The 12,499-nt window shown below is 54.9% G+C and carries 10 protein-coding genes and 1 pseudogene; 5 read left to right on the top strand and 6 right to left on the bottom strand.

Annotated elements, in window-relative coordinates; translation table 11 throughout:
- Positions 1 to 194: 194 nt before the first annotated feature.
- Entirely contained in the window at positions 195 to 2,315 is a 2,121-nt protein-coding gene (locus MUU51_RS04435) for a TonB-dependent siderophore receptor (protein ID WP_258967200.1), read from the top strand.
- 93 nt (positions 2,316 to 2,408) lie between these two features.
- Here MUU51_RS04435 and MUU51_RS04440 read toward each other — a convergent pair whose 3' ends face one another.
- Positions 2,409 to 2,663, bottom strand: a complete 255-nt coding sequence (locus MUU51_RS04440; RefSeq protein ID WP_159776033.1) for a GlsB/YeaQ/YmgE family stress response membrane protein — start codon at positions 2,661 to 2,663, stop codon at positions 2,409 to 2,411.
- A gap of 209 nt (positions 2,664 to 2,872) precedes the next feature.
- Here MUU51_RS04440 and ycgR point away from each other — a divergent pair, with 209 nt between their 5' ends.
- Positions 2,873 to 3,604, top strand: coding sequence for a flagellar brake protein YcgR (ycgR, locus tag MUU51_RS04445; protein ID WP_258967201.1), 732 nt, complete (start codon positions 2,873 to 2,875; stop codon positions 3,602 to 3,604).
- Here ycgR and emtA read toward each other — a convergent pair.
- Entirely contained in the window at positions 3,601 to 4,221 is a 621-nt protein-coding gene (gene emtA, locus MUU51_RS04450; protein ID WP_159776037.1) for a membrane-bound lytic murein transglycosylase EmtA, read from the bottom strand. The two genes, ycgR and emtA, sit on opposite strands and share 4 nt — an antisense overlap.
- A gap of 92 nt (positions 4,222 to 4,313) precedes the next feature.
- On the opposite strand from emtA, the gene ldcA reads away from it, so the two are divergent.
- Both ldcA and MUU51_RS04460 read left to right on the top strand, forming a co-directional pair.
- Positions 4,314 to 5,240, top strand: coding sequence for a muramoyltetrapeptide carboxypeptidase (ldcA, locus tag MUU51_RS04455; protein ID WP_258967202.1), 927 nt, complete (start codon positions 4,314 to 4,316; stop codon positions 5,238 to 5,240).
- Positions 5,241 to 5,320: 80 nt separating this feature from the next.
- Positions 5,321 to 6,988, top strand: a pseudogene (locus tag MUU51_RS04460) (potassium/proton antiporter); the annotation flags it as partial.
- Here the strand turns inward: MUU51_RS04460 and MUU51_RS22240 are convergent.
- The 3 genes from MUU51_RS22240 to MUU51_RS04470 all read right to left on the bottom strand — a co-directional run bounded on the left by MUU51_RS22240 (position 6,929) and on the right by MUU51_RS04470 (position 9,570).
- Positions 6,929 to 7,078, bottom strand: a complete 150-nt coding sequence (locus MUU51_RS22240; protein ID WP_445326609.1) for a hypothetical protein — start codon at positions 7,076 to 7,078, stop codon at positions 6,929 to 6,931. The pseudogene MUU51_RS04460 and the gene MUU51_RS22240 sit on opposite strands and share 60 nt — an antisense overlap.
- A 113-nt stretch (positions 7,079 to 7,191) precedes the next feature.
- On the bottom strand, positions 7,192 to 8,262 hold the full coding sequence (gene dadX, locus MUU51_RS04465; protein ID WP_258967204.1) for a catabolic alanine racemase DadX: 1,071 nt from the start codon (positions 8,260 to 8,262) through the stop codon (positions 7,192 to 7,194).
- 9 nt (positions 8,263 to 8,271) lie between these two features.
- Entirely contained in the window at positions 8,272 to 9,570 is a 1,299-nt protein-coding gene (locus tag MUU51_RS04470; protein WP_159776046.1) for a D-amino acid dehydrogenase, read from the bottom strand.
- A gap of 320 nt (positions 9,571 to 9,890) precedes the next feature.
- Here MUU51_RS04470 and MUU51_RS04475 point away from each other — a divergent pair, with 320 nt between their 5' ends.
- Entirely contained in the window at positions 9,891 to 11,423 is a 1,533-nt protein-coding gene (locus MUU51_RS04475) for a SpoVR family protein (protein WP_159776048.1), read from the top strand.
- Between the two features lie 224 nt (positions 11,424 to 11,647).
- Here the strand turns inward: MUU51_RS04475 and fadR are convergent, their stop codons facing one another.
- Complete coding sequence (gene fadR / locus MUU51_RS04480; protein WP_110512281.1) at positions 11,648 to 12,367, bottom strand: fatty acid metabolism transcriptional regulator FadR; 720 nt, start codon at positions 12,365 to 12,367, stop codon at positions 11,648 to 11,650.
- Positions 12,368 to 12,499 lie beyond the last annotated feature (132 nt).

The raw sequence follows: 12,499 nt of genomic DNA on the forward strand, positions 1-12,499 counted from the left end.
CCTTCCCGCTCTGCTTTCCAGTTGGTAACCGTAATAAAGCCGTGGATTTCCGGCAGCGGCTTTGACATTTCTTCGCTTGCCTCAATTAACGCAAACAATAATAATTCGTATTCTTTTTACGAAAAATGACATTTTCGCACGTTTTGACACGGTGGCGCACAGGAGTGCCAGGCCGGGTTTTTTAGGATTATGCGATGAATAACACACTGCGCCTCAAACGCTCGTCAGCACTTTGCGCCCTGGCGCTGGCGTTTCCCTGCACCTCTTTCGCGGAAGAAACGGTGGTAGTTACCGCTCAGCCAGCTGAATCCGCGTCCGCACCGACCCAGGGCTATACGGTTAAATCCTCAACCGGTGCCACCAAAACCGATCAGCCGTTGATCACGACCGCCCAGTCGGTGTCCGTTGTAACCCGTCAGCAGATGGAAGATCAGGGTGCGACCAACGTCAGCCAGGCGCTGAGTTATACGCCGGGCGTGTACAGCACCTTTGGTGGCTCGGCAACGCGCTTCGACGCCATTTCCCTGCGTGGATACCACGGCGGTGACGTGGACAACATCTTCCTCGACGGCATGCGCCTGATGAGCGACGGCGGCAGTCACAACGTCATTCAAATTGACCCGTGGTTCCTCGACCGTATTGATGTGATCAAAGGCCCCTCTTCCGCGCTCTACGGCCAAAGCGTACCCGGCGGGTTGGTTAATCTGACCTCCAAGCGTCCACAGTTTGCCTCCGAAGGCCACATTCAGGCGTTCGGCGGCACCCAGGGCACTAAAGGCGCCGCGTTCGATTACACCGACGCAATTAACGATCAGTGGGCGTATCGCGTGATTGGTATCACCCGTAACACCGATACCCAGGTCGATAACACCCGCGAAGAGCGTTACGCGATTTCCCCGTCGCTGCTTTGGCAGCCAGATTCTGACACCAGCCTGTTGCTGCGCGCGTATCTGCAAAAAGATCCGTCGGGTGGCTATCACGGCTCGCTGCCGCTGGATGGCACCCGCTATGAGCACAATGGTCGCAAACTCAGCAACCACACCAATGAAGGTGATCCGAGCGACGGCTACCAGCGCCGCGAGCAGATTTACAGCTACGAATTTAATCACCAGTTCAATGATATTTGGTCCGTATATTCAAGCGGCAGCTATACCCATTCCGACGTAAACCTCGACCAGGTTTATCAGGTGGGTTGGGTTGGCGACAGCGATATGCTGGCCCGCGGCTATAGCGGTTCAACCGGTTCGCTCGATGGCTGGTCGACCGATAACCGCATTAAGGCGGATTTCAACACCGGCGACGTGTCGCACACCGTGGTGTTGGGCGGTGAATATCACCGCTTCCGCAATGACCTGTGGAGCCTCGCAGGCGGTGCGTCTCCGCTCGACCCATGGAGTGGCTATACCGCGCAAAACGGACATACCCTGACCTACAGCGACTATAACAATCGCCGCTATTATCAGGCCGGCCTGTATTTGCAGGATGAAATGGTGTGGAACCGCTGGCATGCGGATCTCTCCGCGCGCTATGACCGCATTGTTTCCGAGCAGGTGAGCGATACATTTGGCACCTCTTCGCGTCGTTCCGATGACCACATCAGCAGCCGCGCGTCCTTGCTGTACGCCTTTGAAAACGGTCTGTCGCCGTACATCAGCTACAGCCAGGCGATTACCCCTGCCATGCTGGCAGGCCCGGACGGTCAGTTGCTGAAACCGACTACCGCCGAGCAGTACGAAGCCGGGCTGAAATTCCAGCCACCGGGCACGGCGGACATGTACAGCATCGCGATGTACGATCTGACGCAAAAAGACGTGGCCACGCGTGATACCAATATCGCCACTGCCACCTTCCTTCCCGCCGGGAAAGTGCATTCGCAGGGGGTTGAACTGGAAGCACGCAATCAGCTGACGCCGCGCCTGAGCACCATCGCCGGGTACACATGGAACCGCCTGCGCTTTGCTGATACCAGAGACGGCACCGACGACAATACGCCGCAGTTGACGCCGGATCAGATGGCATCGTTCTGGGCACACTATAAGTTTGATTACGGGATTAGCGCGGGCGCGGGCGTACGTTATATCGGCAAACAGTGGGCCGATGACGCGAATACCGAACGTCTGCCGTCGACGACGCTGCTGGATGCGATGATCCGTGCGGATCTGGGGGCCTGGACATCAGCGCTGAAAGGCGCGTATTTGCAGGTTAATGCGAATAACCTGACCGACAGAGAGTATGTTTCTGGCTGCTACGGCACCAACAACTGCTACTGGGGCGCTGAGCGTTCAGTGATTGCGACCGTCGGGTATGATTTCTGATACGTAGTTAGAAAAACGCCCGGTGGCGCTTCGCTGACCGGGCCTATCGTTTAAAAACAGGCCCGGCAAGCGTGCGCCGCCGGGCAGTCATATTTATGCGTTGCGACGCAGTAATCTGAATACCACCAGCACCACGATGGCACCCACAACCGCCACCAGGAAACTGTGCATATTAAAGCCGGAAACACTGCCGATACCAAACATGGTAGCCAGCCAGCCGCCAACCACGGCACCGACGATCCCCAGAATACAGGTGAGAATAAAACCGCCGCCGTCACGACCCGGCATAATCAGTTTCGCAATAACACCCGCAATCAGTCCAAAAATAATCCAGGTCAGAATACCCATTTTAACCATCCTCCAAAATAAGCAAAATATCCACAATTTAAACACGACTATTGTGTGCTTTGGTTCCATTAAGTATAGGTAAACATTCCCAAAAAGAAGGGATTCAACTAAAAATTTTATCTGTTAAAAAATTTTCACCCGTTTGTATTAAGTTATGTTTCGCGCTGCCGATAGTTTATCGAATCTCTGTCGATAAGGAGCTACCAGGCGTGAGTCATTACAATGAGCAATTCCTTAAACAAAATCCACTGGCAGTGTTAAACGTTCTTCGCGATTTACACCGCGACCATGTACCCTTGCGTGTCTCGTGGGGTACGTCGCAATTTATTACCCGTATTCTCGATATCTCATCTCAGGCGCTGATTATCGATTACGGCAGTCAGGAATATGAAAACCGTGCCGTTCAGCGTGCGGAAAACATTACTCTCTCCGCCGAAACTCAAGGGGCGAAAATCGAATTTACGGTGCCGAAGATAACGCCCGGCCAGTTCCTCGATTTACCCGCCTTTACGATGCCCGTGCCGCCGTCGCTGTGGTTTGTGCAGCGTCGCGAATTTTTCCGCATTACCGCCCCGCTTCATCCGGTGTATTACTGCAAGGCGAAACTGCCGGATAACAGCGAAGTGCGTTTTCGTTTGTGTGATTTGTCACTCGGCGGAATGGGCGCATTGCTGGATGGCGCACCGCCTGCAGCCCTGAAATCTGGGGTGATGCTCCCGCAGATGGAGCTGGATATGGGGGAATGGGGGAAATTTCATTTCGACGCGCAGCTGCTTTCACTGAGCGAGCGCAAGGTGGTGGACGGCAAGAATGAGACGATCAGCACACCGCGCCTGAGCTTTCGTTTTCTCAACGTCAGTCCGGCGATTGAGCGCACGCTCCAGCGAATTATCTTCTCTCTGGAGCGTGAGGCTCGCGAACGCGCGAATAAAGTGCGTTAGTCTATCGCGTCCATCGCTTTCTGCACTTTCCAGATATAGCGCGGCGCTTGGGATGAAGGGTGATTCTCGACGATATAATCGAAGAACTCATCCTTATCCATGCCGTTAATTTTCCTGATCGCCGTTTTACGGTCCGAGGAGAAGGTTCGCAGCAGCGCGCCCGCGCCGTTAACGTAGGAGGTAACCAGCGCATACTGCATCACTTGCGGATCCTCAATGCCCGCCAGCACACCGTGCTCCAGGATGCTGAAGTACGCGGTACCCATCGAGATGTTACGTTCTGGGTTTTTCAGCTCGCTGACCGACGGATCACCCTTCCAGCCCATATAGCGATACACTTCACGCCCGGCGGTGGAAGGTTTGAGCTGCATCAGCCCCACTGCGCCAGATTTACTGACCACATTCGGATTACCGCCTGATTCAACCGCGATAATGGCAGTGATGAATTTAGGGTCGAGTCCCCACGCCGCACCGGCCTTCTGGCTGATTGGCATCCACTGCATCGCCCGCTGAACGGGTACCGTCGGGTTGTACGGCGGATTGCGGTAATCGTTTTTCGGTTTTGAACTACATCCGGCAAGCAAGACAAACAAAACAACAAACCATCTCAATTTCACGCTTCTATCCTTTTCAATGAAGTGTGCTGCGCTAATGACAACGCGATGTTCAGGCGGCATGATAACTGTTTCATTCTCTGCAAGGAATTGCCATGACTCTGTTTCATCTGATTGCTCCCTCGGGCTATTGCATTAACCAACAGGCCGCCACCCGCGGGATTGCGCGCCTGGAGGAGGCTGGATACCAGGTCAATAATCAGCGCATTCTCACGCGTCGCCAGCAGCGTTTTGCCGGTACGGAAGCGGAACGCGCGGGCGATATCAATGCGCTGGCGACACTTTCTGGTCGCGATAACCTCGTTTTAGCGGTGCGCGGCGGCTATGGCGCGAACCGTTTACTGGACATGATTGACTGGAAAGCCATCGCATTACGCCAGCAAAATGATCCGCTGCTGATTTGTGGCCATAGCGATTTCACCGCCATTCAGATGGCGCTGCTGTGCGAAGGCGTTATCACCTTCAGCGGGCCCATGCTGGCGGGTAATTTCGGCGCTGAAACGCTCAATGAATTTACCCTCGAGCACTACTGGCGCGCGCTGCGAAACGGCGCATTCTCTGTGGAATGGCAGGGTAATGGCCGGGCCTGCGACGTGAACGGCACGCTGTGGGGCGGTAATCTGGCGATGCTGGTGTCGCTCATCGGCACCCCGTGGATGCCGCAAATTGACGACGGCATTCTGGTGCTGGAAGACATTAACGAACACCCGTTCCGCGTGGAGCGTATGCTCCTGCAACTGTTCCATGCGGGTATTTTAGGCCGTCAGCGGGCAATTGTGCTCGGCAGCTTTAGCGGCGCGGAACCAAACGACTACGATGCGGGTTACGATTTGCCGGTGATGATCGATTATCTGCAATCGCGGTTAGCTATCCCGGTTATCAGCGGGCTTGATTTTGGTCACGAGCAGCGCACGGTGACGCTGCCGCTCGGATCGCAGGCACGTCTGGTGCATAACGCGAAGTCAACCACGCTGTCGATGACGGGTCATCCGGTCATCAGTGGAGAAAAAAAGCATTCATAGCTCTTATAAATCCATCGATTTACGTGCATGTATGATAACGTTTTACCATTAAGTCACGCGATATAGGGAGTACGTGAACGTTGGATGCCGGGGCAATAATCAGTCTGTTTATTCTGGGGTCGGTGCTGGTCACCTTCAGTATTTTACTCAGTTCCTTTTCTTCACGACTCGGTATCCCGATTCTGGTGATCTTCCTTGCTATCGGCATGCTTGCCGGTATCGATGGCATTGGCGGCATTCCGTTTGATAATTACCCCTTCGCGTACATGATCAGTAACCTCGCACTGGCGGTTATCCTGCTTGATGGCGGGATGCGCACTCAGGCGAGTTCGTTTCGCGTAGCACTCGGCCCGGCGCTGTCACTGGCGACGGTCGGCGTGCTTATCACCTCCGGACTCACCGGACTGATGGCCGCGTGGCTGTTTCACCTCGATTTGATTGAAGGCATGCTGATTGGCGCCATTGTTGGCTCGACGGATGCGGCAGCGGTGTTCTCTCTGCTTGGCGGTAAAGGGCTGAACGAACGTGTCGGCTCGACGCTGGAAATTGAATCCGGCAGCAATGACCCGATGGCGGTGTTCCTCACCATCACCCTGATTGAAATGATCCAGCAGCACGAAACCGGGCTGAGCTGGATGTTCGCGGTGCACATCATTCAGCAGTTTGGGCTGGGTATTCTGATTGGCCTCGGCGGCGGCTACCTTGTGCTGCAGATGATCAACCGCATTTCCCTGCCTGCCGGGCTTTATCCGCTGTTGGCGTTGAGCGGCGGGATCATGATTTTCGCGGTAACGACAACGCTCGACGGCAGCGGCATTCTGGCGGTGTACCTGTGTGGTTTTCTGCTCGGCAACCGTCCGATTCGCAACCGTTACGCAATTTTGCAGAACTTTGATGGTCTGGCGTGGCTGGCACAAATTGGCATGTTCCTGGTGCTCGGCCTGCTGGTGACGCCGTCCGACCTGCTGCCTATCGCGATTCCGGCGCTGCTGCTCTCTGCCGGGATGATTTTCTTCGCACGTCCGTTATCGGTGTTTATTGGCCTGCTGCCGTTTCGCGGTTTTAATTTGCGCGAGCGCGTGTTTATCAGCTGGGTCGGTCTGCGCGGTGCGGTACCCATCATCCTCGCGGTTTTCCCGATGATGGCCGGGCTGGAAAACGCGCGATTGTTCTTTAACGTAGCCTTCTTCGTGGTGCTGATTTCGCTGTTGTTGCAGGGGACATCGCTCTCCTGGGCGGCCAGAAAAGCCAAAGTGGTGGTGCCTCCGGTCGGCTGGCCGGTGTCGCGTGTAGGGTTAGATATTCACCCGGAAAATCCATGGGAGCAGTTTGTTTATCAGCTCAGCGCCGATAAATGGTGCGTTGGTGCTGCGCTTCGGGATTTGCATATGCCGCGCGATACCCGTATTGCCGCGCTGTTCCGGGACAATGTGCTGCTGCACCCGACGGGCAGTACCCGTTTGCATGAAGGCGATGTGCTGTGCGTGATTGGCCGCGAGCGGGATTTACCGTTGCTGGGCAAACTGTTCAGCCAGTCGCCGCCGGTGGCGTTGGATCAGCGTTTCTTCGGTGACTTTATTCTTGAGGCCAGCGCGAAGTTTGCCGACGTGGCGATGGTTTACGGACTCGACGGCGGGGAAGAATACCGCAATAACCAGCAGTCGTTGGGCGAGATTGTGCAGCACCTGTTAGGCGCGGCACCGGTGGTCGGTGACCAGGTGGAGTTTGCCGGGATGGTCTGGACCGTGGCAGAGAAAGAAGACAACGCGGTGCTGAAAGTGGGTGTTCGAGTGGCGGAAGAAGAAGTGGAGTAAGTGCGGTCTGGTGCCCGGTGGCACTTCGTTTTCCGGACCTACGTGGCAGGATTTTGTTGTTTATACAATGGTGCGACCGGGCCGACGTGCCAGGATTTTGTAGACCCGGCAAGCGTACGCCGCCGGGCAAAAAAATCTCACTCAATCACAACCGGTACGCGAAGCGCCAGCGCACACATCAACTCGTAGCCCACGGTGTCGCAACAGCTCGCCACGTCGTCGATTTTAATCTCTTTACCCCACAGTTCGACCGGTGTGCCAATCCCGGCCTGCGGGCACGGCGTTAAATCCACCGCCAGCATATCCATCGATACCCGACCTACCGTTGTGGTGCGAACACCGTCCACCAGCACCGGCGTGCCGTCTGGCGCATTACGCGGATACCCATCGGCATAGCCACAGGCCACAATGCCGATACGCTGCTCTTGTCGGGCTTTGTACAAACGCCCATAGCCCACGGTGTCGCCCGCTTTAAGATTCTGCACCGCAATAATCTCGCTACTCAGGGTCATCACCGGTTTCAGTCCACTGTTGGCAATGTCCTGCCATTTCCCGGAAGGTGACGCGCCGTAAAGCACAATTCCCGGACGAACCCAGTCGAAATGCGCCTCCGGGTGCCACAGCGTGGCAGCAGAGTTGGCAAGCGAACGTGGACACTCGAGCCCTTCTGCAGCCTGTTCTATCTTTTCCATTGCCTCGATGATGCCGTCGGGATTTTCCGCATCGGCAAAGTGAGACATCAGCGTCATGTCGCTGATATTGCTCATCGCACGCAGCTGCTGCCAGACGGTGTGCACCTTATCAGGCGTAAACCCGAGGCGGTTCATGCCGCTGTTCACTTTGACGTAGACATCCAGCGGTGCGTTCAGCTTTGCGTTTTGCAGCGCTTTCAGCTGCCAGTTGCTGTGCACGGTTGTAGTGAGTCGGTATTGGTCATACAGCGGTAAATCGTCAGCGTGGAAAAAGCCTTCCAGCATCAGAATCGGCCCTTTCCAGCCGCGTTCGCGCAGCAGGACAGCCTCTTCCAGATTGAGTAGCGCAAAACCATCCGTATCGTTTAACGCACTCCAGATTCGTTCAACTCCATGACCGTAGCCGTTAGCTTTCACCACCGACCAGACGCGGGACTCCGGTGCCGCAGATCGCACCACTACAAGGTTCTGCCGCAGCGCCTTTAAATCGAGGCTGGCTACAACGGGACGTGACATAACGGCTCCTTAATTATGCGCGCCGTGCAAATGCTGAGGGCGCGAAGGCGTATAACCTGACTGATAGCGGGCCACGCCCAAATCCTCGTACCCAATTGCAGGCGTGCGCCCAGAAAGCAGATCGCTCAGTAGCTGACCGGAGCCGCAGGCCATGGTCCAGCCCAGCGTGCCGTGTCCGGTGTTCAGCCATAAATTTTTATACGGTGTGCGTCCCACAATCGGCGTTCCGTCCGGCGTCATGGGTCGCAGCCCGGTCCAGAAGGTGGCCTGTTCAACGTGCCCCCCGCGCGGGAACAGGTCACGGACGACCATTTCCAGCGTCTCACGCCGGGCACGCAGCAGTTCGGTGTTGAAGCCGACAATCTCTGCCATGCCGCCGACACGGATCCGGTTATCGAATCGTGTTATCGCAATTTTGTATGTTTCATCAAGAATAGTCGATACCGGGGCGCCATCATCCTCTTTGACCGGAATAGTCAGCGAGTAGCCTTTCAGCGGATAAACCGGAATATCGACGATGCCTTTCAGCATGGAGGTGGAATACGACCCAAACGCCATCACGTATGCATCGGCCTTGATGACTTCATCGCCGCACTTCACGCCGTAAATCTGGTCGCCTTCCGACAGCAGTCGGTCAACTGGCGTGTTGTAGCGGAACACCACGCCCGCCTCTTCCGCCATTTTCGCCAGACGCTGGGTGAAAAGCTGGCAGTCGCCGGTTTCGTCATTCGGCAAGCGCAGGCCACCGGTAAGTTTATGCGCCACTTCTGCCAGTGCAGGCTCCACGTCCGCCAGACGGTTGGCTTCCAGCAGTTGATATGGCACGCCAGCATCCTGTAGCACGGCGATGTCGCGGGTAGCGTTTTCATACTGCTGTTCGGTGCGGAAAAGTTGCAGCGTGCCGCCCTGACGGCCTTCGTATTCGATGCCCGTGCTGTCGCGCAGCGCCATCAGGCAGTCGCGGCTGTATTCCGCCAGCCGCACCATGCGGCCTTTGTTTTCCATGTAGTGGCGGGTGTCGCAGTTGCGCAGCATCTGCCACATCCATTTCAGCTGGGTCGATGTGCCGTCGAGGCTGATAGCCAACGGCGCGTGGCGCTGGAACATCCATTTAATCGCCTTCAGCGGCACGCCTGGCGCGGCCCACGGCGCGGCGTAACCGGGGGAAATTTGTCCGGCGTTGGCGGCACTGGTTTCCAGCGCCGGGCCCGGCTCCCGATCGATGACGGTCACATCATGTCCAGCCTGACGCAAATACCAGGCGCTGGCCACGCCCACTACCCCACTTCCGAGGATAACCACTCGCATAGCGACTCCAGATTCGTAAAAGAACAATCTTCTGATTACAAATTGATAACCCAGACGAAAATATTATTCAACATACGCTTTTTTTATGGTGACTTACCTCACACATACCCGTACCAGAAAGGTATGCGCGGATTTGAAATCTCCTGCTGCGGCGTTATTTTCGTCAGAATAATATTCTGATAGTTAGAAGTTTTGTCGCCGTTGACGCAGGGAAATATCGAAGAAAAATATTTGCTGTTCGCGCGTTCAGGCGGCGGTGTTCTATTCTTGATAGTGAGGCTCTCCACACAGAGAGGGCCGCCAACAATGAGGGCGCGCTAATGGCTACGATTGACTCCATGAATAAGGACACCACACGTCTGAGCGATGGACCCGACTGGACCTTCGAACTGCTGGAGACCTGGTTGGCGGAAATAGACCGGGTGGCGAAGCTTTACCGGCTCGACACTTATCCTCATCAAATCGAAGTCATTACCTCCGAACAGATGATGGATGCCTATTCCAGCGTCGGGATGCCTATCAACTATACCCACTGGTCGTTTGGCAAAAAGTTCATTGAAACCGAGCGGCTCTACAAACACGGTCAACAGGGGCTGGCATACGAAATCGTCATTAACTCCAACCCGTGTATCGCCTATCTGATGGAAGAGAACACCATGACCATGCAGGCGCTGGTCATGGCGCACGCATGCTATGGGCATAACTCTTTCTTCAAAAATAACTACCTGTTCCGCAGCTGGACCGACGCCAGTTCGATTGTCGATTACCTGATTTTCGCGCGTAAATACATTACCGAATGTGAAGAGCGCTATGGCGTGGACGAGGTAGAAAAACTGCTCGATTCCTGCCATGCGCTGATGAACTACGGCGTCGACCGCTACAAACGTCCACAGAAAATTTCGCTACAGGAAGAGAAGGCGCGACAGAAAAGCCGCGAGGAATATCTGCAAAGCCAGGTGAATACCCTGTGGCGTACCCTGCCGAAGAAAGAAGAAGAGAAAACCGTGGCAGAGGCCCGGCGTTATCCGTCCGAAGCGCAGGAAAATCTGCTCTACTTTATGGAAAAAAATGCGCCACTGCTCGAATCCTGGCAGCGTGAGATCCTGCGCATTGTGCGTAAGGTCAGCCAGTATTTTTATCCGCAGAAACAGACTCAGGTGATGAACGAAGGCTGGGCGACATTCTGGCACTACACCATCCTGAATCATCTGTATGACGAAGGGAAAGTGACCGAGCGGTTTATGCTGGAGTTTTTACACAGCCACACCAACGTGGTGTTCCAGCCGCCATATAACAGCCCGTGGTACAGCGGCATTAACCCGTATGCGCTCGGTTTTGCGATGTTCCAGGACATCAAACGTATTTGCCAGACGCCGACGGAAGAGGATAAATATTGGTTCCCGGACATCGCTGGCTCCGACTGGCTTGAGACGCTGCATTTTGCGATGCGCGACTTTAAAGATGAGAGCTTCATCAGCCAGTTCCTGTCGCCGAAAGTGATGCGTGATTTCCGCCTGTTTACCGTGCTCGATGACGACCATAATAACTATCTGGAAATTGCGGCGATCCACAATGAGGAAGGCTATCGGGAAATTCGTAACCGGCTGTCGTCCCAGTACAACCTGAGCAATCTGGAGCCAAATATCCAGGTGTGGAACGTGGATCTGCGCGGGGACCGCTCTCTGACACTGCGCTATGTGCCGCATAACCGTGCGCCGCTGGATATGGGCCGTCGGGAAGTGCTTAAACACGTGCATCGCCTGTGGGGCTTTGACGTACATCTGGAGCAGCAGAATGCCGATGGCAGTGTAGAGCTGCTGGAACGCTGCCCGCCGCGACAAAATCTCCTGTGACATAAATGCAAAAGCCGGGTTTTCACCCGGCTTTTCTGACTGATGACAAACCTAAAACGTTTGAAAGTCGAACCGATCGCACCAGATAAAAAACAAGGAAAATCAATTCATTGATTTTCGGCTGATAACCACAAAGAAGGAAAAACCACGCTTTTTCCTTCTTTGTCAGCACAGTAAAAAGCCGGGTTTTCACCCGGCTTTTTACTGACTGCGCTGTGATTAGCTTAGCGGCCGTGAATGGCCAAATCACCCGGCAGTGTTTTCTGCATTTTATGCCAGACCAGGCCGGACTCGTGGCCGTAACGACGCACGGTTTCATAAACCTGTTCGTGATCGCCCTGCTCACACACTTTCGTCAGCTGATGGTAGAAGCCCAGCGCCAGACTGCGCGCTTCCGGATTGGCAAAATAGTGACGACCAATGCGGGTATACAGCCCTTTCATGCCATTGAGGATCAGGCCATAAATCGGGTTGCCGGAGGCAAACGCCAGACCGCGGAATATGCTGTAATCGAGTTCAGCAAACGCATCGGCGTGGTCTTCCACTTCGCGGGCGGTAGCCAGCACTTTCAGCGCATCTTCAGGATGCTGACGGAACGCGGTGCGGATAAAGATGGTCGCGATGTTGGTACGCACAGAGAGCAGATTGTCGATCAGCTGTGGCACGCGGTCATGATCCAGACGCGCCAGCGTTTCGAGAATGTTTAAGCCCGAAGTTTCCCAGAAATTGTTCACTTTGGTCGGTTTACCATGCTGAATGGTCAACCAGCCGTCGCGAGCCAGACGCTGTAATACTTCGCGAAGGGTGGTGCGTGTGACACCGATCAATTCAGAAAGCTCACGCTCTGCGGGGAGAATAGTGCCTGGGGCAAATCGGTTATTCCAGATACTTTCAATGATGTACTCTTCCGCGAAACCCGCCGGGCTCTGCGCCTTAATGACCATAGTGAGATTTCCATTACACAGCGTTGCTAATATTGAACTCATCATACCAGAGCCGATAAGGGGCAGATAGCGCATCTCCATAATTAAAAGGGGATCGCTGTTTTATTTTAAAAATTTAGTTCACCCCGGCTT

It is taken from the genome of Scandinavium manionii (genome assembly GCF_024764775.1).
In the GTDB taxonomy this organism is placed as follows: domain Bacteria; phylum Pseudomonadota; class Gammaproteobacteria; order Enterobacterales; family Enterobacteriaceae; genus Scandinavium; species Scandinavium manionii.